The organism is Streptomyces sp. NPDC053560 (assembly GCF_044544605.1).
Classification (GTDB): domain Bacteria; phylum Actinomycetota; class Actinomycetes; order Streptomycetales; family Streptomycetaceae; genus Streptomyces.
On sequence record NZ_JBITXI010000023.1, the window covers coordinates 26,582 to 52,029 of the forward strand.

The window sequence follows — 25,448 nt, forward strand, 5'->3', positions numbered from 1 at the left end:
GCGATGGGGGCAGTGGGGGCAGTGGGGACGCGCCTGACAAGAGGTTCGACGGAACTTGCAGCGCCGGTGATTCGATTGGCCGGAGCAGTGCGACGACAGGACACGACTGCCTCGGAGGTAGCGCGTTGATCGAGCAGTACGTGTGGGATCTCGAAGAGGTTGACGAGACGCAGGTCGCGGCCGTCGGCGGCAAGGGCGCCCACCTGGGCAGGCTGTCGCGGATCGAAGGCATCAGCGTGCCGGCCGGCTTCTGCGTGACGACGGACGCCTTCCGGCGGATCATGGCGGAGGCGCCGGCGGTCAACGATCGGCTCGATCAGCTGTCGCGCGTGAACCCGGAGGACCGGGAGGCGATCCGCACGCTCAGCGCGCAGATCCGCCAAACCATCGAAGACATCGCCATCCCGGACGAGCTCGCCGCGGCGATCACCGGTGCGCTCGCCCGGCTCGGCGACCGGACCGCCTGCGCCGTCCGGTCCAGCGCGACGGCGGAGGACCTGCCGACGGCCTCCTTCGCCGGCCAGCAGGACACGTACCTGAACGTGGTGGGGCCGGCGGCGGTTCTCCGGCACGTCAGCCGGTGCTGGGCCTCGCTGTTCACCGAGCGGGCCGTGACGTACCGTCAGCGCAACGGCATCGACCACCGTACGGTCCACATGGCCGTGGTCGTGCAGCAGATGGTCTTCCCGCGTGCGGCCGGCATTCTTTTCACGGCCGACCCCGTCACGGGCAACCGGAAGGTCGCCACCGTCGACGCCGGCTTCGGCCTCGGCGAGGCCCTGGTATCCGGCCTGGTGAACCCGGACGTCTACAAGGTGCGGGACGGCGAAGTCATCGCCAGGGCGATCGCCGCCAAACAGCGTGCGGTGCAGGCCCTGCCGGCCGGCGGTACGCAGGAAGTGACGATCGACTCGCAGCGGCAGGAGCAGCCGGCGCTCACGGATGCACAGGTCGTGGAACTTGTGCGGCTCGGGCGGCGGATCGAAGCGCACTTCGGCAGCCCGCAGGACATCGAATGGTGCCTGACCGATGACGACGCCGGTTTCCACATCGTGCAGAGCCGGCCGATCACTACGCTGTTCCCGATCCCCGAGGCCGACGACGAGGAGAATCACGTCTATGTCTCCGTCGGTCATCAGCAGATGATGACCGACCCCATGAAGCCCCTGGGCATCTCCATGTGGCAGCTGACGGCCATGGTGCAGATGCACGCGGCCGGCGGGCGGCTGTTCGTCGACACCACCCGGCGGCTGGCCTCGCCCGCGAGCCGCGCCGGCCTCCTGGACGTCATGGGGAAGGGGGACCCGCTGGTCAGGGACGCGCTGGAGACCGTCCTCGACCGCGACGGCTTCGTACCGTCGCTCCTGGACGAGGGTCCCGGCGGGCCGCCGCCCGGCGGTGCGCCCGCCCCGATCGAGACCGATCCGGCCATCGTCACCGAACTGATCGAGCGCAGCCAGGCGTCCATCGCCGACCTGGAGCGTGGCATCCGGACGAAGACCGGACCGGCGCTGTTCGACTTCCTGCTGGAGGCCTTCGAGGAGCACAAGCGGGTCCTCAGCGATCCGCTGAGCATGAAGGCGATCATGGCGGGGATGGAGGCCACCTGGTGGCTCAACGACAAGCTGCAGGAGTGGCTGGGCGAGAAGAACGCGGCTGACACGCTCACCCTGTCCGCCCCCGACAACGTCACCTCGGAGATGGGCCTGGCGCTGCTCGACGTCGCCGACGTGATCCGCCCGCATCCGGAGGTGGTGGCGTTCCTCCAAGGCGTCGGCGTCGAGGACGAGGGCTTTCTGGACGAGCTGGCGAAGCTCGCTGGCGGGCCCGAAGCGCGCGACGCCATCGAGTCCTACCTCGACCGGTACGGCATGCGCTGCGTCGGCGAGATCGACATCACGAGGCCGCGTTGGCGCGAGCGCCCGACCACGCTCGTGCCCGTGATCCTCGACAACGTCAGGAACTTCGAGCCGGGCGCCGCCGAGCGGCGCTTCGAGGAGGGCCGGCAGAAGGCACAGCAGAAGGAACAGGACGTGCTGTCCCGCTTGCGGGCCCTGCCGGACGGGGACCGGAAAGCCGACGAGACCAAGCGAATGATCGACCGGGTCCGTACCTTCATCGGGTACCGGGAGTACCCGAAGTACGGCATCATCAGCCGCTACTTCGTCTACAAGCAGGCCCTGCTGGCGGAGGCCGAGCGCCTCGTGCGGGCAGGCGTCATTCCTGACCAGGAGGACGTCTTCTACCTCACGTTCCAGGAATTCCACGACGTCGTGCGCTCGCGCCAGGGGGACGACCAGTCCATCCAGCAGCCCATCCAACAGTCCATTGGGCAGCTCATCCAGGAGCGCAAGGACGCGTTCCGTTCGTACCACGCGCTTACGCCGCCCCGGGTGCTCACCTCGGACGGCGAGGCCGTCACCGGTGCGTACCGGCGCGACGACGTGCCGCCCGGTGCCCTGGTCGGCCTGCCGGTTTCCGCCGGGACGATCGAGGGACGGGCCCGCGTCGTCCTCGACATGGCGGAGGCCGATCTCGAAGCGGGCGACGTCCTGGTCACCGCCTTCACGGACCCCAGCTGGTCGCCGCTGTTCGTCGGCATCGCGGGCCTGGTGACGGAGGTGGGCGGCCTGATGACCCACGGCGCGGTGATCGCCCGGGAGTACGGCTTGCCGGCCGTGGTGGGTGTGGAGCAGGCCACCCGTCGGATCCGGGACGGGCAGCGGATCCGCGTACACGGGACCGACGGATACGTCGAGATCCTGCCGTGACCGTCCACACCACACCGAGACCGTGAAGGCTTGAGAGGAGCGGCCTGCGCCAACGCCGCCGGTTCATGGCAGGGGGTGGAGATGGCGCAGGCCGACCGCAGCCGCTTCGCGGTGTCGGCCCCAGGGCAAGTCAGAGCCCGTCCAGAGCCAGGGCTCGTGGCAGCGTCAGGCCGTGTGCAGCGTCAGCCCGTAACGGTTGAGGATCTCGTTGACGGGCTGGAACCAGGTCTCCCCGCCGCTGGAGCAGTTCCCCCAGCCGCCGGAGGTGACACCCTGCGCCTGGTCACCGCTGATGAACGAACCGCCCGAGTCGCCGGGTTCGGCGCAGACGCTGGTCTTGGTCATCTGGTGCACCGCGCCCTCGCTGTAGTTCACCGTCTCGTTCTTGGCGAGTACGGCGCCGCAGTGCCAGTGACTCGTGGAGCCGGAACGGCAGATGGAGGCGCCGATCGGGGCCTCTGCAGAGCCGCGTACGAGCTGGTCGGAGACCGTGCCCCAGCCGATGACCACCGGCACCGTCCACCAGCCGTTGCCCACACTGACCCAGGCGTAGTCGTTGTCCGGGAACGACGAACCCTGGAACGTGCCGATGGGGGAACGGTCCCAGCCGCTGACGGCCGCACCGGCCTTGCCGCAGTGGCCGGCGGTGATGAACCCACCGTGTACCGAGAAGCCGATGGAGCAGCGGACGTTGCCGGTGTAGTACGGGTCGCCGCCGACCGTGCCCGCCGCGAAGGTCCGGGGCGCGGTCGCCACCGTCCGGACCTCGACCGGTCCGGTTTCGCGGGCTCGTTTCACGAAGCGTTGGACATCGTTGTCGGCTCGCTTGCCGCTGACGACGTCGACCACCACGGTGTTGGCGGCGGGATCGACGTGCCAGCCGCTGACGCCGGTGGGAGCGTCGAGGCGGTCGATGCGTGTCTTGACGGCGTCCAGCTTCCGCGCGCTGTGCTCGACGGTGCGTACTTGGGCGCCGGTGGCACGGACGGCCCGCCGGGTGGCGGGTGACGCGGCCGAGGTGACGGCCACGGTCAGTCGCTCGCGTCCGGCGTCGAACCACGAGCCACCGAAGGCGTCGCCGGCGGCTCGTTGTGCCTCGGGTGCGATTTTGGTCGCTCGGCGTTCGGCCGCGATCCGGTCCTCGGCCTGTGCCAGGGTGAGGCCGAAGTCCTGCTGCATTGCCTTGAGCAGGCCGGTGGAGGCGGAGGGAGCCTTTGCGGCGGTGGGGGAGTCGGCTGCCGCGGCCGGCAGGGTGCCCGACGCGGTCCAGCTGCCGAGCAGGAGGAGGGTAGCCACGCCGACGTGCTTGAGTCTGCTGCGTCTCACGGGAGTTGCCCTTCGTCGTTCCCACAAGGATGGGTGGAACAGGGTGGAACAACCGCTTCTTGAGAGCGCTCTCATTGGGGTCGCATCGAGCTTAGCCGGACCTGGGTATCAGGTCCATGCCAATGACGCCGGACGCTGGACGCTGGTATGAGCGCGGGGTGCTGTTGCAGGTGTATAGGCGGCGGTCGTTCCAGCGCTGGTCAGAGCAGCTTCCACCGTTGATCGTCCGCCCCGGTGTCCTCGCGCAGGACGGTCCGGGCGCTGTTCTGCGTGGACCCGTCCAGCACGCCGAGCACCTTCCCGCTGGTCACGTGGGTCAGTGTGTGCCACCCGTCGCCGCTGTCGGTCATGCGCCACCGCAGGCCAGGGTCGTCACGGTCCGTGTACTGCACGACGCGCGCACCGTCCGAGCCGGAGCCGCCCTCGACGCCGAGCACCTTGCCGCTGTAGCCGTTGCGTATGACGAGGTGCCCGCCGTCGCGGGGGAGAAGCTGCCAAGCATGGTCTCCCGTACCGGAGTTGTCGAACTGCACGACCCGTCCCCCGTCGTCCAGGGACATCCCGTCCACGGCGAGCACTTTCCCGCTGTGTTTGTTCTGGACGCGGTGGTACGGGCGTTCCTCGGACCAGCGCCGGCCCGCCGGCGAGACGGTGGGGAACGCGGTGATGCGCAGCCGGGCCGCGCCCATCGGTATCAGCGTCACCCGCTCCTCGGGGGCCCCACTCCGGGCAGGGCTCGGCTGGAGCGGGTTGACCACACCCTCACTGTCGGCCGTCCATGCCGCGATGCGCCGGGCCGGGGCGCTGATCCGCACGGGGGTGCCGTCGTGGGTGAAGGGGTTGTCCGCCAGGGCCTTTCGGGCACGGTGGAACTTCAGCCCGGCGGCGATGCGTTCGGTGTCGGCCCCGGTGTCTCCTCCGGCGGCGAGCCCGTAGTTCCACGGCGTGGTGGCGTGCACCTCGTAGTACGGGAACGTGGCGTCGCCGGCGTACTGCACGTACTTCTCACCGATGCGCAGCGAGTACGTGAGCGGCCCGTGGTCGACGCTCACGGCATTGCCGTTGCCGGACCAGGTGCGCAGTGCGGTGCGCTGGGGCAGCCGGAGTGTGACGGTGTCGCCGTCCGCCCACGTACGGTCGATCGTGACGAAGGCGGGGCCCGAATGTGTCGCCGTGCGGCGGCCGTTCACCTTCAGCGTGGGATTGTCGCACCAGGCGGGGATGCGCAGCCGAAGCGGGAACGTGAGCCGTTTGGGTGCGGAGAGGGTGAGGGTCACCGTCTCGTCGAAGGGGTAGTCGGTCTCCTCGCGGAAAGTGACCTCCGTACCGTCGGCGACCTTCGCGGTCACCTCGCCGGCCGCGTACATGACGGCGGCCAGTCCGTGGTCGGGGGTGGCGAGCCACAGTTCCTCGGTGAAGTAGGGCCAGCCCATGCCGTAGTTGTGCGGGCAGCAGCGGTAGTTGTCGATGCCCGGCTCGTAGGTCTGCATCGCGAAGCCGTTCTGGAACTGCCCCTGGGTCTTCTTCTCCCGGCCCAGATCGACGCTGTTGGCGCTGGTGATGTAGTGGATGGCCTTGCCCTGTGGATCGAGGGAGGCCGGGAGCATGTTGAAGGCCAGGTCCTCGCACCGGTCCGCCCACAGCGGGTCGCCGGTGAGGCGAACCAGCAGTTCGTGACTGGCCATGAACTCCACGATGCCGCACGTCTCGAAACCCTGCCGGGGATCGCCGAAGCCGGGCCGCCGGTTCTCGTCGCCGGCGAAGCCGCCGCCGGGGAACTGGCCGTAAGTGCGCAGCAGTTCGCTGTACGCACGGTAGGTGGCCTGCGTGAGCCGTGCATCGCCGGACCGTACGGCGTACTGCGCGGGTTCGCGGAACCCCTGCGCGATGTTGACGTTGTGCGGGCTGGGCAGCCGTTCTCCGGTCCAGTCGGCTCCGTACCGGTGCATCTTGTCGCAGAGGTCGAGCAGATACGGCTCGCCGGTGCGGTTGTAGAGCCACTGCGCGACGTCCAGCCCGTCACCCCACCGGAAGGAGACCCAGCTGCTGTCGAAGGCGCCCGGCCCCTGGGCGTTCATGAAGCGGGTGAACCGGGTCAGGAACGGCACGATGCGTTCATCGTGCGCGTACTCCTGCCAGGTGCGCAGCGCCATCAGAAGCGGCAGGAACGGCCAGAAGTCCGGGCCCCCGTTCAGCGCCGTGCGCAGCGCGCGCGGGCCGAAGAAGCCGTCGTCCTGTTGGGTGGCGAGGATCGCGTCGATCCACCGCCGGCTGTTCTCCAGCGCGGTGTCGTCGCGCGTGGCGACGGCCAGACTGATGTAGCCGCGCAACCAGTAGGTGACCTCCTCCCAGCCGTTCTTCTCCGGGTGGACCCATCCGGTGTCCTCGAAGTCGAGGAAGTGCGATACGCGTTCGTACTGGCCGCACAGCCCGTCGAGCTGAAGCTTGAGCTGCCCTGCGAGCCAGCCGCGTGCGGTGACGGAGCCCGGGGGCAGGCGCAGGAAGGCGGTAGGGGCGAGGGGCGCGGCGTTGGGGGCGTAGTGACCGCCGGGTGCAGGTGCCACGCGGCCGGCGGGAGGAGTGACTGCGGTGGCGTACCGGGCGGTGAGCAGCGGAGTGCCCAGCGCGAGGACGCCGGTGGCGAGCAACTGTCTGCGAGAGAGGGGCATGCGGGTGCCTCCAAAAAGACATGCGTTGACTTTTGCGCAGCCTTGATGGGGAAACATGTTAGGAACTGTGCGAGTAATTGCCCACCCGTAGGAGGGCCTCGTCTCACGCAAGCCTTGCTCGCCCCTGCTAGCGTGTAATGCATGAATGCCTTTGCTGACCCTTACGAGTTGCGCGTCGGCGTGCCCTCCGTCGAGGTCTTCCGAAAGCTGCGCACCGATGCCGGACTCTCCGACAGAGCCCCCGAGGCGGTCGCGCTGGCCCTGCCGAACACGTGGCACGGCGTGGTGCTCCACCACGAGGGCGAGCCCATCGGTATGGGGCGTGTCATCGGGGACGGCGGCACCGCGTTCCAGGTCGTCGACATCTGCGTGCACCCCGCACACCAGGGGCGGGGGCTCGGCAGGCGCATCATGGCCGCGCTCACCGAGGAGCTGGAGCGCCGCGCGCCCGAGACGGCGTACGTGTCCCTGATCGCGGACGGACCCGCGCGCTTCCTCTACGAGAAGTTCGGCTTCGCCGACACCGCCGAGCACAACTCGGTCGGCATGTACCGCTGGATGCGCGCGAGCCGGATTCAGTCCAGGTAGGGCGCAGCGGCTTGCCTCGCCCGGGCCCCATGCTGAGCGGCGGTTTTCGCCGCGGTCTGCGCTTCCGACGCCGGCCGGGCCGTGACCTCGGCATGAGCTTCGGCCTTCTCGACATCCTCCCCGGGTGTGGTGGCCGCCTTCAATGCCCCATCACACCGAAGACGGCCCGTAGGTTGGTGCGTCATCGTCAGCCGGGCATTCCTCCTGGCTCCGGCGGGTGCCGCACTCCCGATCGGCGTTGGCCGACGGGGCGGTGCAGCGCGGTGCAGTACGGTGCGGTGCCGATGAGCGTGCCCGGCCTGCCCGAACGGAAGTCGGCCCGCTCGCCGCTCAGTTCCGTTCCGGCCGGTCCCGCCGCGCCGACCCGCCTTCCCCTCCCGCGCCTACGCCCTGCGGGCGAGGAGCTGGACCTCCTGGAACTGTCGCTTGTCGGTGGGCTGCGGCTCGATCACTGTGCGGGCCGCCTCGGCCAATCCGTGGTCGCGCAGGAGCGCGGCGAGATGGTCGGGGGACCAGCGGTAGGCCGTTGCCACCGCATGGTCGTAGGCCTCTGTCTCGTCGTGGGGGCCGTCGGTGGCGGGAAAGCTGATCAGCAGGTGCCCGCCGGGAGCCAGGACCCGGGCGATCTCGGCCAGGATGTCGGGCACGTCCCGCGGCGGGGTGTGGATGACGGACCACCGCGAGAGCACTCCGCTCAGCGTGCGGTCCTCGATGTCGAGCGCGGCCATCGAGCCGACCTCGAATCGGAGTTCGGGGTGCGCTTCGCGAGCGAGATCGATCATCGCCGGGGAGGCGTCGACACCGAAGGCATTCAGACCCAACCCGCGCAAGTGGGCGGTGACGTACCCCGGCCCACAGCCGAGGTCCGCGACCGCACCGTCGCCGTCCGCCCGTACCAGCTCCGCAAAGGCGCTCAGGAGCGCGCGCTCCAGGGGACGGTCGCGCAGAGAGTCCTGGAACAGCTCCACGTAGGTCTGTGCGATGGCGTCATAGGACTCACGGGTGTCACGCAAGGTCTGAAGTTCGGTCACCGGGAGACCCTAGCGGCTCGCGCACGCATGCGCTTCAAGAACGGTCGAACACTGACCAGCAGACGTCGTTGCGGAGCCGCTGATCGTCCAGTACGAGCTCGCGGATCACGTCGCGAGCACGCCCGCGCGTGGGTGCGCGGTGAGGTAAAGATGGTGGAGGCTCGTGCGGGGGGGCGGCCATGCGAGAGGCGCGGCCCGGGACCTGATGGCTTGCCGTGGTCGCGGATCATCGGGCTGGGCCGACTCGAAGAGGCCGAGCACGTGCTCCGCGCAGGAGGCCACCCACAGAGCGAGGAGATGGTGATCCGCATCGGTGAGGGGCCCACCGCGCCGGATCGTCACGAAGCCAGGGGCACGGACCTTCGAGAGGGTCACGGTCGGCACTCCTTCTGGATGGAGCTGTCAAAGTTCATGCGTCTGCAATGAACCATGGACCGGCTGCCTGTTAAACATGAGCAGGTGAGCCCTCCAGCGCTGTACCGCAGGTTGTACGTGGATCTGGCACGCGTGGACGCGTCCGCATGTCGGTGTTCCTGACCTGCCCCCACCACCCTCCGTTCCGGTGTGTGGCGACTGTCCGCGTCAGTGCTGTACGGCGCCCGGTACGTCGCATTCCGATGCCTGGTCACGCACCCGAAAGGCTCCCGTTCCGTGGCGCATCCGATCGATGTTCGTGGCGGTGGTGAAGCCCCGGTCACCCCGGCCGCGCTTGCCTGGCCGTCGGCGGCGGTGCGGGCCGAGCATGCCCCGGAGGCGGTGCGGCTCGGGCTCGGGGACGCACCGGAAATGGTGGAGGGCGATCCGCCGGTACCGGTCGATCGGATTCACCCTGCGTACCCGCACGCGGATTCTTCAGGTGCGCACGCCGGGAACAGACGGCGGGACGGGGCCGTTGTGACCCCCGACGGCCGGCGCTCCACGGCGCGCGCCGTCCCGGTGGTCCGGCGGGCGGAGGTGTGTGGCATGCGACGCGTGCTGGACCCGCATGCCCTGAACCCCGGCCGTCGTGTCCGGCTCCACTCCCGGCCGTACATCGACCTGCGGCGCTTCGCCGGCGCGCTCTGTCGTTCCTGACCTCTTCTGCCCAGGCTCTCGCTCGCCCGGGCCCCTCATTCACCGTGCCCGCGCCCGTCACGCGCGGGCCATCAGCCATCCCGTGCGGACGTACGACGTACCAACAAACTCAGGAAGGCACGCCCGTGTCCCCCTCCCCTGCTTCATCCCCTGCTTCCGCGTTGCATCTCGCCGTCGCTCTCGACGGCACCGGCTGGCATCCCGCGTCCTGGCGTGAGCCGGTGGCCCGGCCCCGCGACCTGTTCACCGCTCCGTACTGGGCCGAACTGGTCGCCGAAGCCGAGCGCGGGCTGCTCGATTTCGTGACCTTCGAGGACGGGCTCGGCCTGCAGTCCTCCCACTTCCTGGAGCTCGACGGCCGCACCGACCAGGTGCGCGGCCGGCTGGACGCCGTCCTGCTCGCGGCTCGCATCGCCCCGCTCACCCGGCACATCGGACTGGTGCCGACCGCGGTGGTGACGCACACGGAGCCGTTCCACCTCTCCAAGGCCATCGCCACCCTCGACCATGTGAGCAGCGGCCGGGCGGGAGTGCGCGTCCAGATCAGTGCTCGCCCGAACGAGGCCGCGCACTTCGGCCGTCGTACGATCCCGCCGATCGACGCGTACGACAGCCCGGACGCGGAGGAGTTGGTGACAGACCTCTTTGACGAGGCCGCCGACTACGTCGAGGTCCTGCGCCGGCTCTGGGACAGCTGGGAGGACGACGCGGAGATCCGGGACGCGACCACCGGCCGCTTCATCGACCGCGACAAGCTGCACTACATCGACTTCGAGGGCCGCCACTTCAGTGTGAAGGGCCCCTCGATCACCCCGCGTCCACCCCAGGGCCAGCCCGTCGTCAGTGCCCTGGCCCACCAGGCCGCGCCGTACCGGCTGGTGGGGCGGCAGGGAGACATCGGCTACGTCACCCCGCACGACGTCGGCGGGGCCCGCGCGATCGTCGGCGAGATCCGCGCCGAGCAGGAAGCGGCCGGCCGCTCGAAGCAGCCCCTGCACGTCTTCGGTGACCTGGTCGTCTTCCTCGACGACGATCCGGCCGACGCACGTACCCGCCGTGCGCGCCTGGATGACCTCGCCGGGTCCCCGTACGCCGGCGACGCTCGCATCTTCACCGGCTCGCCTGCGCAACTCGCCGACACACTGCTGGAGTTCCAGTCCGCTGGGCTGAGTGGCTTCCGGCTGCGGCCCGCCGTCGTCGGCCATGACCTGCCCGCGATCACCCGAGGCCTCGTACCCGAACTTCAGCGCAGGGGTGCGTTCCGCCGTGCCTACGAAGCCGACACCCTGCGCGGCCTCCTCGGCCTCGCCCGCCCCGCCAACCGATACGCCGCCACTGCCTGAGCCGGACGGAGACCGTACGCCATGAGCAAGCCGCAGAAGCAGATCCACAGCACGTCCCAGAAGCAGGCCGACAGGAAGCCGCCGCAGAAGCAGATCCACTTGGCCGCGCACTTCCCCGGTGTCAACAACACCACCGTGTGGAGTGACCCGGAGGCCGGCAGTCACATCGAGTTCAGTTCGTTCGCGCACTTCGCGCGGACCGCCGAACGCGCCAGGTTCGACTTCCTGTTCCTCGCCGAGGGGCTTCGGCTACGCGAACAGGGCGGGCAGATATACGACTTGGACGTTGTCGGCCGCCCCGACACCTTCACCGTGCTGTCCGCGCTCGCCGCCGTCACCGAGCATCTCGGACTGACCGGCACCATCAACTCCACGTTCAACGAGCCCTACGAGGTGGCCCGCCAGTTCGCCAGCCTCGATCACCTCACCGGCGGGCGCTCCGCCTGGAACGTCGTCACCTCCTGGGACGCCTTCACCGGCGAGAACTTCCGTCGTGGCGGCTTCCTGCCGCAGGAGGGGCGCTACTCCCGGGCCAAGGAGTTCCTGACCACCGCGGGCGAACTCTTCGACTCCTGGCGCGGCGACGAGATCCTCGCCGACCAGGCCACCGGCACCTTCCTGAGCGACGCCAAGGCGGGCTCCTTCGTCCACACCGGACCACACTTCGACATCCAGGGGCAGTTCAACGTTCCCCGGTCTCCGCAGGGCCGGCCGGTCATCTTCCAGGCCGGGGACTCCGAAGAGGGCCGCGAGTTCGCCGCGTCGACCGCCGACGCGATCTTCAGCCGGCACGCCACCCTTGGGGAGGGGCAGGCGTTCTACGCGGACGTCAAGCGCCGGCTGGCCGCCTACGGCCGCACTCCGGACCAGCTCAAGATCCTGCCCGCCGCGACCTTCGTGCTCGGCGACACCGACGCGGAGGCCGAGGAGATCGCCCGCGACGTGCGCCGGCAGCAGGTCAGCGGGGCCACCGCGCTCAAGCACCTGGAGTTCGTGTGGAACCGCGACCTCTCGTCGTACGACCCGGACGGGCCGCTGCCCGACATCGACCCGGACGTGAACGGCCGGCACATCGCCATGGGGCGCGCCCAGGTGCGCATGTACCGGGACCCGCTGGCCACCGCTCGCGAGTGGCGTGAGCTGGCCGCCGCACACAACTGGTCCATCCGCGACCTCGTCATCAACACCGGCAACCGGCAGACGTTCGTGGGCGCCCCCGCCACCGTCGCGAAGACCATCAACGAACTCGTCCAGGCCGACGCCAGCGACGGGTTCATCCTCGTCCCGCACATCACCCCGGGCGGTCTCGACGCCTTCGCCGACCGGGTCGTCCCGCTGCTCCAGGAACAGGGTGTCTTCCGCTCCGAGTACGAGGGGCCGACCCTGCGCCACCACCTCGGCCTCGCTCATCCGGACGACATGGGCAGCGAGCGGGTGGCGTCGTAACGTTCCTCGCCGTCACGCTGGCGGAAGCAGCCCGACGCAAGGAGCGCAGCATTGGACATCCACGCATCCCTGACCGACGTGGTGGGCAACACGCCGCTGGCGCGGCCGAACCGTGTCACCGACGCGGTCGCCGCGCCGGCCTGATCGAGGCCGAGGGCCGCGCAACGGTCCGTATCGATAATCTGGTGCGCTCCTTCGGGGAGCGCCGGGTCCTGGACGGCCTTCAACTGAACATCGAGCCGGGCGAGTTCGTCGCGCTGCTCGGGCGCAGCGGCTCCGGGAAGAGCACACCGCTGCGGGCGCTGGCCCGGCTCGACCACGAAGTGGCGGGGAGCGGCGAACTCGCCGCCCCCGAGGACGTATCCGTCGTCTTCCAGGACGCGCGGCTGCTGCCCTTGTAGCGACTGCTCGACAACGTCGTGCTGGGCCTGCCGGGCCCGGACGCCGAGGAGCGCGGCCGAGCGGCCCTCGCCGAAGTCGGGCTCGAAGGGCGCGAGCGGGCCTGGCCCGTCGAACTGTCCGGCGGCGAGCAGCAACGCGTCTCGCTTGCCCGCTCCCTCGTACGTGAACCGCAACTCCTCCTCGCCGAGGGACCGTTCGGCGCGCTGGACGCCCTCACCCGGATCAGGATGCACACCCTGCTGCGCCGGCTGTGCGAGCGCCACCGGCCCGCCGTACTGCTGGTCACGCACGACGTGGACGAGGCCATCGTGCTCGCCGACCGGGTGGTCGTCCTGGAGGAGGGCCGGATCGCGGCCGACCTGCCCGTGCAGCTCCCGGCACCGCGCCGCCAGAGCAGCCCCGAGTACGCGGCTCTGCGCGACCGCATGCTCGCACAACTGGGAGTGGACCTCGCAGAGGAGGACAACGCGTTGTGACCGCTGACGAGTTGCACCAGTAGCCGTTCGCCTGTCCGGGGGCGCCGCCGGCGGGCAGCTGCCGACGGTGGCCGCGTACTACGAGGAGCACGGGTCACGTACGAAACTGCGCAGCGGTCACCATCACGCCCCGCCCGGGAAACTTCCTGGCGCAGGCTGGGGAACGGTGCGGCTCCTCGTTAGAGTGACGCTGACTCGGTATGGATAGCGAGGGGCGGCCATCCATGACGGCGACGGCCGGATTGCATGTCAGCGCGGAATTTCCCGCGATGCTGGAGCGAATCGACGCACTCGGCGGGGAACTTGACGCGAAGGCGGACGTGGCCGAGGAACTCGGCAGACTCCCGGAGGACACCGCGCGGGCGTTGCTGGACGCGGGCCTCGTCAGGGCCGAACTGCCGCTGACTCTCGGCGGTTACGAGTTCTCCCCGCGCCAACTGATCGAGACGGTCGAGCGGGTCAGCTACCACGATGCCGCGGCCGGTTGGACGATGATGGCGCTGCAGTTGATGACCGGTACCACCGCGGCCTATGTCGATGCCGTGGCGGCGGCCGACCTGTTCCCCGATGTCGCCGGCGGGGACTACGCGTTGCTGGCCGGGCACGGCACCCGGCCCGGCCGGGCCGTCCCGGTGGGCGATGGCTATCTGGTGAGCGGAAGTTGGCAGTTCGCCTCCGGCATGGCGCACGCCACCCACATCCACAGCGCGATCCTGGTCGAGGGCACCGGGGAATTTCGGGTGCTGGCGATGCCCAAGTCGCAGGTGGAACTCGTCGACAACTGGGACGTGCTCGGTCTGCGGGCGACGCACAGCATCGACTACCACTGTGCCGACGCATACGTCCCGGCGACGCACACCTACATCGCCACCACGACGACCCCGGCCAACGGTGGAGCGATCTACCGCCTCGGCCTGGTCAACATGGCTGCCATCGGGCACACCGGCTGGGCCTTCGGGGTCGGGAGGCGCCTGCTCGATGAACTGAAGTCGGTCGCCGCGGCCAAGTCCGGCACACCCAACGCCGCCGTCGACACCACGCAGTTCCACGCGGAGTACGCGACCGCCGAGGCCAAGCTTCGTTCGGCGCGCGCGTGGGCGATGGAGATATGGCAGGGCATCGAAGCCACCCTGGAAAAGGGCGAGTTGCTGAGCACCGAGCAGGACACGTTGCTCAGACTGGCGCTCAACCATGCGACGTGGACCGTGCAGGACGTGGGGCGGACAGTGCACCGCTGGGCGGGGACAGCGGCGATCCGGCGCGGGCCGATCGACCGGTTCCTCCGTGACCTCGGCACGGGTACCCAGCACATCACCTCAAGCCCGGTGGTCCTGCAGAACTGCGGGAAATGGCTGAGCGGTGCACAGCCCCAGGCGCGCTGGGAGTTTCTCGACCTGGCGCCGAAGGCCCCATAATTGAGCGAAAGGTATGAAAATAAAGAATAAGGGGTAAGAGGGGTGGCCGAGGGGCTCAGGTGACCGGCGTGCCCCCCCGAGTAGACGAGTAGAATCGTCCGCATGGTCCGATCTGCCCGTGGTGACGCGAGCCCCGGGATGTGGCGGCGCGAGGCGGGCACTGTGGTGCGCAGGGTGGAGCCCTTCCCGGAGCAGGCGATAGCCCCGTTCGCGATATTCGCCGGCCTGCAGATTCCCCGGGTTCCCACGGAGTGGGCGCCGCACTCGCACCCCCGGCATGAGCTCGTCTGGGTACGCGGGGGAACGCTGACGTCCCGGGTGGAGGATCGTGTCTTCACCGTGTCCGAGGGGTACGGGCTGTGGATGCCTGCCGGAGTGGTGCACGGGGGTCGGGCGACGGCGGGCGCGAAGTTCTACGAAGCCTTCTTCGCTCCCGACCGCGCACCGTTCGCGTTCGAGGAGCCGAGGGTGATCGCGATGACGCCCTTGCTGGAGTCGCTGCTGAGCCATCTCTCCCGTACCGACCTCGACGCGGCTGCCAGGGCGCGGGCGGAGTCGGTCGTGTTCGATGTGCTGGAGCCGTCGGAACACCAGCTCGCACTGCAGCTGCCCGGCGACGCCCGCATAGACGCGATCGCCGAAGCCCTGCTGGACGATCCCGCCGACGGCCGCTCGCTGGAGGAGTGGGCGCAGTGTCTGGGGGTGAGCGACCGTACGATCACCCGCGCGTTCCGCCACGCGACCGGCCTGTCCTTCGCGCAGTGGCGACAGGTGCTGCGTGTGCACCGGGCGCTGACGCTCCTCTCCGAGGGACTCGACGTGACGGCCGTCTCCGAGACGCTCGGCTACGCGCAGCCCAGCACCTTCATCGCCGCCTTCCGCAGGGTCATGGGAACCACGCCGGGCGCCTTCTTCGATGCCGACGGCACCTCGGGGGATGTCCGGAATCCCGTACCGGCTGTCCGGAACTCCTGATTGCCGACGGGGCAGGCGGAACATACTCTTCTCGGAGTTAGGTAACCCTTAGTTGGTGCTTGCCGTGCACGGTGCTGTCCATGTGCGGGAGAGTTCGCTGTCCGGACGGCGAAAGCCCTACGGTGAAAGCCGGACGGCGGAGGCCGGACGGAGGGTGCCGCCGCCCTTGCCCCTCCGACCGTCCGGACCCACTGATGTTCACAAGCACTTCCCGGCGCGCCGGTCGCCCCGTGGCCGACCCCGCCACGCCGGTGGCCGCCCTCAACGGGCACGAATTGGTACTGCGGTACGGCGGCACACCGGTCGTCCACGGCGTCTCGCTGGCCCTGGAACCCGGGCGCGCGACTGCCCTGGTGGGGCCGAACGGCAGTGGGAAGTCCACGCTGCTGCGCGCGCTCTCCCGACTGCACCGGGTGGACGGCGGCCGGGTCACGCTCGGCGCCCCCGACGGACCGGCCGAGCGCGACGCAGCCCTGCTCAGTGCCCGCCAGTTCGCCCGCGAGGTCACACTGTTCTCCCAGTCGAGGCCCGCGCCCCAAGGGCTGACGGTCGCGGAGGTCGTGGCCTTCGGGCGCCATCCGTACCGGCGTGGCTTCGCCGGACCGACCGCCGAGGACCGCAGCGCCATCGACCGCGCCATGGGCGTCACCGGCGTACGGGACATGGCCGGCCGGCCGGTCGGGGAGCTGTCCGGCGGGGAGCTGCAGCGCGTCTGGCTCGCGGCCTGCCTGGCCCAGGACACCGGCGTTGTGCTGCTGGACGAACCGACCAACCACCTGGACCTGCGCTACCAGATCGAGACGCTCGACCTGGTGCGGGACCTCGTCGAGGAGCACGGCATCGCGGTCGGGATCGTGCTGCACGACCTCGACCAGGCGTCCCGTGTCGCGGACACGCTGGTCCTGATGCGCTCCGGCCGGGTGCACGCGATGGGTGCACCCGCCGACGTCCTCACCGCGCAGAACATCGGCGAGGTCTACGACATCCGCGTCGAGGTCGCCGTCGACTCGCGCACGGGCCGGCTCCGCATCGACCCGATCGGACGACACCTCGCCTGAAGCGGTACCTCGCCTGACGCGGGACTTGAAGCGGGGCCTTGCTTGAAGCGGGGCGTCTCGCCTGAAGCGGTGCACCCGCCGCTCCCACTCGGCCACTCATCCCACTCACCCCATGAATCGCAAACGAGGATATTTCATGAAGCTTGCCCGTAGCCTGGCGGCGTCAGCCTCCGCGGGACTCATCGTCCTCGCCGCAACGGCCTGCGGCACGACCAACGTCGACAAGGCCGCGGCGGGCGACGGCGCCAGCGCCTCGCCCGCGTCGAAGGAATGTGCCAAGGACACCACGACCACCTCGACGAAGCCGGTCTCCTTCAAGGACGGCGTCGGCCGGCAGGTGAAGCTCGACAAGCCCGCCAAGCGGATCGCGGTCCTGGAGTGGCAGCAGGTCGAGGACGCGCTGACCCTCTGCGTCACCCCCACCGCGGTCTCCGATGCGAAGGGATACAGCACCTGGGTCAGCGCGGAGAAGCTGCCCAGCGGGGTGACCGACATCGGCACCCGTGAGGAGCCCGACCTCGACACCCTCTACGCGGCGAAGCCCGACCTCATCGTCGTGGAGGCGTTCAAGGCCGACGACGAGACCATCGCGAAGCTGGAGAAGCGAGGCGTCCCCGTGATGGCCACGCGGGGGGCGAACCCGAAGGACCCGATCGGGAACATGCGGGAGGTGTTCAGCATGATCGGCAAGGCGACGGGACGCACCGAGCGAGCGGACAAGGTCCTCAAGGAGTTCGACGAGCATCTCGCGACGGCGAAGCAGCAGGTCGCCGACGCCGATCTGCCGACGAAGGACTTCCTGTTCTTCGACGGATGGCTGGAGGGCGGCAACCTCACCGTCCGCCCGTACAGCAAGGGCGCCCTGTTCACCGAGATAGGCGAAGAGCTCGGCATGCACCCCGCGTGGACCGACGACGTCAACAAGGCGCACGGTGACGGCGGCGTCGACCCGTCCTACGGTCTCGCCCAGACCGACGTCGAGGGACTCACCTCGGTGGGGGACGCCAACCTCTTCTACGCCAATGACGCGGGGGCCGGTGGGTACGTCGCCGCGCTGAAGAAGAACCCGCTCTGGAAGACCGTCCCGGCCGTGAAGGAAGGCCGCGCGCACTCCTTCCCCGCCCGGGTGTGGGGCGCCGGCGGCCCGCGCTCCTGCGAGCAGGCGATCGACGCCTACGTCGACGTACTCGACAACAAGTGAGCACACCGCGGGCATCTCGACGTACCCGGCACGAAGTGAACACAGCGCAAGAAGTGAACACACCGCAAGAAGTGAACGAACCGCCGACATGGGCACCGCAACAGGAAGCGCCGCCGCGCGTCGAGCGCGGCGGCGGCCCCGCCGGGGCGGCCGTACTGACGGTCCTTCTCGTCCTGACCGCCCTGGTGGGCATGTGGCATCTGACGCAGGGAACCTCGGGCGTCGGCGTCGGTGACCTCGTGCGGCATCTCGCCGGGGAACGGGAGCACACCGGCGGGGCACCGGTCGGCGAGGTCCTCACCGGCTCGCGGCTGCCGCGCCTGTTCGCGGGTGTGGCAGTGGGTTTCGCCCTCGGCTGCGCCGGCGCACTGCTGCAGTCCGTCACGCACAACACGCTCGCCTCCCCCGACACCCTCGCGGTGTCGGCCGGGGCCTACTTCACGCTCTCGCTCGTCGCGGCCTTCGGTCTCGCCGTGCCGCTCTGGGCGTCGGGCGCCGTCGCCTTCGCCGGCGGCCTGGCCGCGGCGGCGCTCGTACTGCTCCTCGCTGGCCGGGCCGCGGGCACCGCCGGCACCCGCCTCATCCTCGCCGGATCGGCGATCGCGATGGCGCTGGACGCGGCCACCGCGATGCTCCTCATCCTGTTCAAGCAGAACACGACCGGTCTCTTCGCCTGGGGGAGCGGTTCGCTTGCCCAACTGAACATCGACGCCTCGATGCGGGCCTTGCCCCTCGTGGCCCTGGTGTTGTGCGTCGCCCTGGCGCTGTCCCGGCGGCTGGACGTGATGAACCTCGGCGATGACGCCGCGTCCTCCCTCGGTGTGCCGATCCGGACCACCCGGGTGACCGCCGTGCTCTGCGCGGTACTCCTGACCAGTACGGCGGTGACACTCGCCGGCCCGATCGCCTTCGTCGGCCTCGGCGCCCCCGTCCTGGCCCGGCTGGTCGCCGGAAGGGTACGGGCACTGCGCCGCCACCTCTTCCTGGTGCCCGCGGCCGGACTGGTCGGCGCGCTGCTCATCCTGCTCGCGGACGCGTCGCTGCGCGCGGTGCAGGGTGCGGACGGGGCCGCCTCCATTCCCACCGGCGTACCGACCGCGCTGCTCGGCGCAGTGGTGATCGTTGTCCTCGCGCTCCGCCTCCGCGACACGGGCCGGCTCCGGCAACCACCGCACGTGCGGGTCGCCGCACGATCGCGCCGCGCGTTCCTGCTCGTCGTGCTCGGCGCGCTGGCACTCCTGGCCGGGGCGGCGCTCGTGGCGGTCCTGGCGGGAAGCCTCTGGCTGCGTACGGGGGACATCGCGCTCTGGGCGCAGGGCGCCGCCCCCGCCCTGATCGGGCAGGCTTTGGACGACCGGGTCCCGCGCGTGCTCGCCGCGGTCCTCGCCGGCGCGGCACTCGGACTGGCCGGATGCGTCGTACAGAGCACGGTGCGCAATCCGCTGGCGGAGCCGGGCGTGCTCGGCATCACGGCGGGCGCCGGGCTGGGTGCGGCGGCCGTCGTCACATCGGGCCTGTCCGGTGGACAGCCGCTGCTCATCGCGGTCGCCATCGCGGCGGGGCTCGCCACGTTCGCGGTGATAGCCCTGCTGTCCTGGCGCGGCGGCTTCCTGCCCGACCGGTTCGTACTCATCGGCATCGGCTGCGGGTACGGCATCAGCTCGATCACGACCTTCCTGCTACTGCGTGCCGACCCGTACAACACACCCCGGATCTTCACCTGGCTCTCCGGTACGACCTACGGACGCACACTGCCCGACGTCGTACCGGTCGCGGTGGCCCTGGCGCTCGCGCTCCCCGTGCTGCTCGCCATGCGCGGCCGGCTCGACCTGCTCGCCGTCGACGAGGACACCCCGCGCATCGTCGGCGTGAGGCCGGTACGCACACGCTTCGCCGCACTGACGATCGCCGCGGTGCTCGCGGCGCTCAGCGTGATCGCCGTCGGTGTCGTGGGCTTCGTGGGGCTCGTCGCCCCGCACCTCGCCCGGTCACTGGTGGGCGCCCGGCACGGCCGCGCGATCCCCGTCGCGGTGCTGCTCGGCGGGCTCCTGGTCTGCGTCGCCGACGCCCTCGGCCGCACACTCGTCGCCCCCGCTCAGGTACCGGCGGGCCTCATGATCGCACTGGTCGGAGCCCCGTACTTCGTCTGGGTGCTCCGGCAGTCCCGCGCGTGACGGCGTGCCGGGGCCTCCGCAGAAACAACAGGAACAACAGGAACAACAGGAACAGCAGAAGCGGCAGGAAGCGTCTGTGAACGAAGCGTCTGCGAACAGCGTCGTCGTCCCGTTCGTGCCCGACACGTTGCCGGCTTTGCTGATGCGGCTCGGACTCCACGAGGTGCCGGAGCGCTGGCACACGGTCGACCGCTCCGCCCACGCTCCCCACATCGTGGCGGTTCCGAGTGCCGACGGTTCCGGTGGTGGCGACGGTTCCGGTGGTGGCGACGGTTCCGACGGTGCGGACTGGGTCGCTGCCGCGCTCGTGACGGCACGCCCGCACACGGCGTACCTGAAGATCGTCGACGCCGTCGGCGACGTACCGGCAGCCGTCGAGGCGGTCGTCGCCCAGGCACGCCGCCAAGGGCTCACGCAGGTCAAGTGGGAAGGCTGGACGGCGAGTCCAGAGGCGGCCGCTGCCGCCGGCTTCGCCCCGCTGAGCCCTCCGCTCACGCCGACGCGGCACGCGGTAGGGCCCAAAACCGGGTACGTCCGCTGGCTGCATGACGACGAGGTGCCCACCAAGACCACGGTGACCGAACCCCCGTACTACCGGCAGACCACGCACTTCACGTGCGGCGCCGTCACCGCGTTGGTCGCCCAGACGCATGCGGGCACACTGCCGCGGGAGGCACTCGACCGCGAGGCGGAGCTGACACTGTGGCGCGGCGCGACCAACTTCCCCGCGTGCGAGCCCGTCGGACTGGGCGTCGCCGTGCGCCGGGCGTGGCCGTCGTCCCCCGTCACGGTCCACCTCGATGTGGAGCGGCCCGTCCTGCTCGACCACTACCCGGAGAACGAGCGGGAGTGGCGCGCCCTGCTCCAACGCACGTCGCGTGCGGAGGCCGGGCGCATCGGCGTCCCGATCGACCCGCACCGCCTCTCCCTGGCCGCGATCCGGAGTGCGATCGGCCGGCGGGAACACGTGTTGCTCCTCCTCTCGCTCGCCGCGATGCAAGGCTTCGACGTACCGCACTGGGTGCTCTGCCACGGCGCCGTACCTGGCGCCCTCCTGATCGAGGACCCGTGGGCCCAGACGGACGCGGGGGACACCTGGGTCGACGCCCACCTGCTCCCCGTTCCGGACTCGTCGCTCGACACCATGTCGACCATCGCCACCAGCGCCGGGGACTCGGCGGAGTCGGTCGACCCGGCGGACTCCGGGGAATCCGGGGAGTCGCCAGTCCGCTTCCGCGGCGCCGTGACCATCGGCCACCCGCAGCGCTGGCCGTTCGCTCCTCCACAGGCCGTACCTGCCTGCCGTCCGTGCGTCACCGGATGAGGCGTGCGGGCTTGGCGGCGGTGTGCAGCAGGTACTCCAGCGGCCCGCGTCGGAACCGCCGCGTCCATACGACAGCCAGCAGCATCGTGCCCGCGAAGAACAGCAACAGAGCCGCCCAGGAACCCGGCAGGTCTTCCTTCCACACCGCCCCGATGACGACGATGTGCAGGACGTAGGCGGACAGGGACACCATGCCAACTGCCGTGACCGGTGTGGCCAGGCGACGGAAGCGTGGCAGCTGGTCGACGGCGATGAGGCAGCCGGCCAGTACGGCCAGGGCGACACCGGTAGCGCCCACGATGGACGGCGTGGTCTGGCTGTGCGGCGCGGCCACCAGCAGCCACTCGCCGAAGTTGTCGGTGGGTTGACCGACCGTCTCGGACCACCAGGCCGACGACGGGGAATCGCCGTCCGTGCCGGCGGCGATGGCCGCGTACGCGCCCGGAATCAGGTGCAGGGCCACCCACGAGCCGCCGTAACCGAGGATGGCGAGACCGATGCCGGTCAGGGCCAGCCGGATGCGCACCGCGGCCCGGGAGAGGTCGAGCCTGGCCACCGCCATCCCTGCCAGCAGGAACGGAATCCAGGTCAGGACCGGGTACGGGCCGGTGAACATCAGGTCGAGAACGCCGTCGGAGTCCGTGATGCGCGCCAGCGGATCGGTGGCGATCAGGGTGTCCGACCAACTCCCGCCGTCGATGGCGACCTTGACGAGATACAGGACCTGGGGAAGCACCAGTGCGGTGGCGACGGCCGCGAGTGCCAGGGATGAGGCGCGCACCCGGTACAACGGCAGGACGAAGACGAAGAGCAGCGCGTAGTAGGCGAGGATCACGTCGAGCTGGGTGCCCAGCGCGATCAGGGCGATCCCGAGGGCGAACAGTACGACGGAGCGGATCAGGACCCTGCCCACAGCCTGGCGGCCGGCTCGGCCGGTCCTGGGCTCGGAGCGGCCGGTCATGAGCACCAGTGTGAAGCCGGCGAGCAGGGCGAAGAGCGCGGACGAGCGGCCGTAGGTGAGTTCCACGAGCGGAGCCAGTGGCCCGGCGTCCGAGGGAGCAGGGCCGGCGTGGACGGTGAACATGCCCAGCACCGCGAGTCCGCGGGCCAGGTCGACACCGACCAGTCTCCGGGTGGTCGGGGCTGCGGCTTGTGGGGACGGTTGAGCCGGCGCGGTGGTGGTGTCACCGGCCAGCGAGGTTTCGTACGCCATTGCTCCAACGTGGCCGTTTCAGTTGAAACAGGAAACGACCCACCGGGCTTCGGCCGGATATCGCAGCCGAGGTCAGTTCTTCTGAGTGCGGCGGTGCGACGACGCACGGCTGCGGTCCCCTGGACCACACAGGTTTCGATGTCCGGCGACAGCAGAGCAATGAACGAGCCGGACGGCGCGTGGCCGTTGTGATCGGCCCGGACGGCACGGCGACCGGTGTGGACACCTCGCCGCCCATCTTTGCTACGCCTGCCGCAAGAGCTGGCGTCTCTCGCCTGGGTGACCCGTCACAGCCCGGGGAAGAAGGGGACGGTCAGTGGCCGGGAGCGTGTTGGGGAGTGGTGGGCCATGTGCTGTGGAGGCTGTCGATGACGTAGGTGTGGCTGTGTCGCCAGCCTCCCGGCGCGCGGGCGGCGTCGGCCAGGTGCGGGTGCTCGGCGTCCAGGGCGGTGTGCAGGTGGGGGATCCGGTCCGGGTCGCGCGACGGCCACAGCCGCAGCGCCAGGAGCCCGGCTGCCAGCGCCGTTGCGCCCAACGCGATGACGGCCCACTGCAGGCCGGCCGTCGCGCCGAGCCAACCGGCGAGCGGATAGGTCAGCAGCCAGCAGGCGTGGGAGAGGGAGAACTGCGCCGCGAACGCGGAGGCACGTCCCGTGGCCGGTGCCGAGCGGCGGATCAGCCGTCCAGTGGGCGTGAGCACCATCGAGCAGGCCGCGCCGAACGCGGCCCAGGCCGCCAGGAGGGCCGACCACCGCCAGTCGCCCGTAGCGGCCGCGGTGACGCCACCGAGGCCGGCGAAGACCGCGGTGAGCAGCAGGGCGCCGCTCAGCATCACTGTCCGGTCGGACACGCGGTCGAGCACCCGGGGGAGCAGCAGTGCGACGGCCATAGATCCCGCGCCGTACGCGCCGAGCGCGACCGGTACGTCGCCCGCGGAACGGCCGAGGTGGTCACGGACGTAGACGACGGTGTTGACGGTGACGACCGCGCTCGCGGCGGCGACGGCCAGATTGAGAGCGAGCAGTGCGCGCAGCCGTGGCGTGGTGAAGAAGAGCCGGGCGCCGGTGCCGGCTTTGCCGCGGACGCCGCCGGTAGGTTCAGTGCGTTCGGTGTGTTGGGCGGTGACCGGTTTCGGCAGTACCGCCGAAACCACCAGGGCGGCCGAGGCAAGGAAGCTGACGGCGGTGCCGGTGAAGAGCCAGTTGTAGGTGATCAGGGAGAGCAGCGTGGCCGCGAGCGCCGGGCTGAACAGGCTTTCCAGGTCGTAGGCGAGCCGGGAGAGGGAGAGTGCCCGGGTGTAGTCGCGCTCCGCCGGCAGGACGTCGGGGATGACGGCCTGGAAGGTGGGGGTGAAGGCGGCGGAGGCGGCCTGGAGCACGAAGACCAGGACGTAGACCTGCCAGACATGGTCGACGAACGGCAGCATCAGGGCGACGCCGACGCGTATCAGGTCGCTGCCGACGAGCAGGGCACGGCGCGGCAGCCGGTCGGCGATCGCGCCGATGGCGGGCGCGATCGCCACGTACGCGAGCATCTTGATCGCCAGAGCGGTGCCGAGCACCGAACCGGCCGCCGCGCCGGCGACGTCGTAGGCGAGCAGGGCCAGTGCGACGGTGGCCAGTCCGGTGCCGATGAGGGCGATGACCTGTGCCGCGAAGAGGTGCAGGTACGTGCGGTCGCGCAGTACGGAGAGCATGCTGGTGTCCCTTGGCCCGAACGGTCGAGGCTGACTCCACCCACTGTACGAATAGGTGCGCATCTGCGCACCTATTGTTTACGTCACTCTCGACGGCCGAGGGACCGCATGCCCAGCGAGCGCCGCGCTCTAGGCTGTATGCATGTCCGAACGCGATGCAGTGCCATCTGCACCACATGCGCATCTGCAGGTCCCCGACAGTGCCCGCCTGGCCGAGGCGACAGGGGTGTTCGCACTGCTCGCGGACGCGACGCGACTGCACCTGCTGTGGGTGCTGGCACAGGAGGAGTCGGACGTCGGCTCGCTGACCGAGCGCACCGAGGCCTCGCGGACCGCTGTCAGTCAGCATCTGGCGAAGCTACGGCTCGCCGGGCTGGTGGAGACGCGGCGCGCCGGCCGGCACATCTACTACCGGCTGAGCGATGGGCACCTGCGGCGTCTCGTACTGGAGGCACTGAGCCACGCGGACCACCGCGTCAGCGGTGAGGCCGCACACGACTGACGGGGTGGGCGGCGCCGGCCCGATCGCGAACGCCCTCCATGGGATCGCGGGTCCTGACCGGTCACAACGGCCGGAACATTCGCTCCCGCTCCTCGTAGGTGAAGACCTCACCGGACGTGATCTCGTAGAACCATCCGTGCAGGCGCAGCCGCCTCTCGCGCAGGCGACGCGCGATGCACGGGTAGGAGCGCAGGTGCCTGAGCTGTGTTTCCAGATGGCGCTGCGCGGCGACGCCCTTGCGCAGGGCGGCGGGCTGCGAGCGGTACTCCGCCCGCTGCAGCCAGCGGTTGAACAGCGCCATCCCGGGCAACTGCTTGTCGGCCACCATGCCTTGTACGGCGTCGCAGCACGAGTGTCCGCAGACGACGATGTGGGGCACTCGCAGCGCGATGACCGCGAACTCCAGGGTCGCGCCGACGCCGCAGTCGGCCTCGGACCTGTGGCGCGGGACGATGTTGCCGGCGGTGCGCAGTTCGAGGATCTCGCCCGGGCGAGCACCGGTGATCAGCGATGGTACGACGCGTGAGTCCGAGCATGCGAGGAAGAGGGCTTGTGGGCGCTGTCCTTCGGCGAGCGCGGTGAGATCGTCACGGCTCTCGGCAAAGCTCGACCGGAAGGCGCGGGCGTTTTCGATGAGTGACTGCATGGTGGCCTGCCTTGTGCTGCGGGTAATGGAGGGCAGGGGGTGCCGTGAGCGGCTGCCGGACCGTGCGGGGTGTCATGGCCGGCTGCCGTGACATGGCGTACGCGACGTACGCCGTGGG

At 70.1% G+C, this 25,448-nt stretch carries 19 protein-coding genes and 1 pseudogene; 13 read left to right on the forward strand and 7 right to left on the reverse strand.

All coding sequences use genetic code 11. The annotated features are described in order from the left end of the window. Positions 1–125: 125 nt before the first annotated feature. Positions 126–2,771, forward strand: a complete 2,646-nt coding sequence (rph, locus tag ACIGQF_RS36910; protein ID WP_399719970.1) for a rifamycin-inactivating phosphotransferase — start codon at positions 126–128, stop codon at positions 2,769–2,771. 165 nt (positions 2,772–2,936) lie between these two features. On the opposite strand, the gene ACIGQF_RS36915 is transcribed toward rph, so the two are convergent. Further along, complete coding sequence (locus tag ACIGQF_RS36915) at positions 2,937–4,097, reverse strand: S1 family peptidase (RefSeq protein ID WP_399719973.1); 1,161 nt, start codon at positions 4,095–4,097, stop codon at positions 2,937–2,939. A gap of 200 nt (positions 4,098–4,297) precedes the next feature. Next, complete coding sequence (locus ACIGQF_RS36920; RefSeq protein ID WP_399719976.1) at positions 4,298–6,766, reverse strand: beta-L-arabinofuranosidase domain-containing protein; 2,469 nt, start codon at positions 6,764–6,766, stop codon at positions 4,298–4,300. Between the two features lie 141 nt (positions 6,767–6,907). Between ACIGQF_RS36920 and ACIGQF_RS36925 the strand changes: the two genes are divergently transcribed. Beyond that, entirely contained in the window at positions 6,908–7,354 is a 447-nt protein-coding gene (locus tag ACIGQF_RS36925) for a GNAT family N-acetyltransferase (RefSeq protein WP_399719978.1), read from the forward strand. A gap of 383 nt (positions 7,355–7,737) precedes the next feature. On the opposite strand, the gene ACIGQF_RS36930 is transcribed toward ACIGQF_RS36925, so the two are convergent. Together ACIGQF_RS36930 and ACIGQF_RS36935 are read right to left on the reverse strand one after the other, a co-directional pair. Next, entirely contained in the window at positions 7,738–8,385 is a 648-nt protein-coding gene (locus ACIGQF_RS36930; protein ID WP_399719981.1) for a class I SAM-dependent DNA methyltransferase, read from the reverse strand. 105 nt (positions 8,386–8,490) lie between these two features. Further along, positions 8,491–8,769, reverse strand: coding sequence for a putative immunity protein (locus ACIGQF_RS36935; RefSeq protein ID WP_399719983.1), 279 nt, complete (start codon positions 8,767–8,769; stop codon positions 8,491–8,493). Positions 8,770–9,348: 579 nt separating this feature from the next. On the opposite strand from ACIGQF_RS36935, the gene ACIGQF_RS36940 reads away from it, so the two are divergent. The 10 genes and pseudogenes from ACIGQF_RS36940 (at position 9,349) to ACIGQF_RS36985 (ending at position 21,273) form a co-directional block, all read left to right on the forward strand. Beyond that, the gene (locus ACIGQF_RS36940; RefSeq protein ID WP_399719985.1) at positions 9,349–9,459 is read left to right on the forward strand and encodes a putative leader peptide; all 111 of its coding nucleotides are present in this window, start codon (positions 9,349–9,351) and stop codon (positions 9,457–9,459) included. Between the two features lie 125 nt (positions 9,460–9,584). Further along, positions 9,585–10,802 (forward strand): LLM class flavin-dependent oxidoreductase, encoded by a 1,218-nt coding sequence (locus ACIGQF_RS36945; RefSeq protein WP_399719988.1) that lies wholly within the window; start codon positions 9,585–9,587, stop codon positions 10,800–10,802. 21 nt (positions 10,803–10,823) lie between these two features. Next, on the forward strand, positions 10,824–12,248 hold the full coding sequence (locus ACIGQF_RS36950) for an NtaA/DmoA family FMN-dependent monooxygenase (RefSeq protein WP_399719991.1): 1,425 nt from the start codon (positions 10,824–10,826) through the stop codon (positions 12,246–12,248). Between the two features lie 140 nt (positions 12,249–12,388). After that, positions 12,389–13,126, forward strand: a pseudogene (locus ACIGQF_RS36955) (ABC transporter ATP-binding protein). Positions 13,127–13,350: 224 nt separating this feature from the next. Next, complete coding sequence (locus tag ACIGQF_RS36960) at positions 13,351–14,541, forward strand: acyl-CoA dehydrogenase (RefSeq protein ID WP_399719993.1); 1,191 nt, start codon at positions 13,351–13,353, stop codon at positions 14,539–14,541. Between the two features lie 102 nt (positions 14,542–14,643). Next, positions 14,644–15,516 carry a helix-turn-helix domain-containing protein gene (locus ACIGQF_RS36965; protein ID WP_399719995.1) on the forward strand — a complete coding sequence of 291 codons (873 nt, stop codon included), beginning with the start codon at positions 14,644–14,646 and terminating at the stop codon, positions 15,514–15,516. A gap of 194 nt (positions 15,517–15,710) precedes the next feature. Then, entirely contained in the window at positions 15,711–16,574 is an 864-nt protein-coding gene (locus tag ACIGQF_RS36970) for an ABC transporter ATP-binding protein (RefSeq protein ID WP_399719998.1), read from the forward strand. A gap of 136 nt (positions 16,575–16,710) precedes the next feature. Beyond that, a complete protein-coding gene (locus tag ACIGQF_RS36975) occupies positions 16,711–17,775 on the forward strand; it encodes an iron-siderophore ABC transporter substrate-binding protein (RefSeq protein ID WP_399720002.1) in 1,065 nt (354 codons plus the stop codon). 71 nt (positions 17,776–17,846) lie between these two features. Continuing rightward, positions 17,847–19,949 carry an iron ABC transporter permease gene (locus tag ACIGQF_RS36980; RefSeq protein ID WP_399720005.1) on the forward strand — a complete coding sequence of 701 codons (2,103 nt, stop codon included), beginning with the start codon at positions 17,847–17,849 and terminating at the stop codon, positions 19,947–19,949. A gap of 142 nt (positions 19,950–20,091) precedes the next feature. Next, positions 20,092–21,273, forward strand: a complete 1,182-nt coding sequence (locus ACIGQF_RS36985; RefSeq protein ID WP_399720071.1) for a peptidase C39 family protein — start codon at positions 20,092–20,094, stop codon at positions 21,271–21,273. Here ACIGQF_RS36985 and ACIGQF_RS36990 read toward each other — a convergent pair. Next, positions 21,263–22,486 (reverse strand): DUF418 domain-containing protein, encoded by a 1,224-nt coding sequence (locus ACIGQF_RS36990; protein WP_399720008.1) that lies wholly within the window; start codon positions 22,484–22,486, stop codon positions 21,263–21,265. The genes ACIGQF_RS36985 and ACIGQF_RS36990 overlap by 11 nt on opposite strands. Positions 22,487–22,799: 313 nt before the next feature. Next, on the reverse strand, positions 22,800–24,182 hold the full coding sequence (locus ACIGQF_RS36995) for an MFS transporter (protein WP_399720011.1): 1,383 nt from the start codon (positions 24,180–24,182) through the stop codon (positions 22,800–22,802). A 142-nt stretch (positions 24,183–24,324) separates the two neighbouring features. Between ACIGQF_RS36995 and ACIGQF_RS37000 the strand changes: the two genes are divergently transcribed. Beyond that, positions 24,325–24,684, forward strand: coding sequence for a metalloregulator ArsR/SmtB family transcription factor (locus ACIGQF_RS37000; protein ID WP_361564668.1), 360 nt, complete (start codon positions 24,325–24,327; stop codon positions 24,682–24,684). Between the two features lie 61 nt (positions 24,685–24,745). Here ACIGQF_RS37000 and ACIGQF_RS37005 read toward each other — a convergent pair whose 3' ends face one another. Next, the gene (locus ACIGQF_RS37005) at positions 24,746–25,330 is read right to left on the reverse strand and encodes a carbonic anhydrase (RefSeq protein WP_399720015.1); all 585 of its coding nucleotides are present in this window, start codon (positions 25,328–25,330) and stop codon (positions 24,746–24,748) included. Positions 25,331–25,448: the final 118 nt, after the last annotated feature.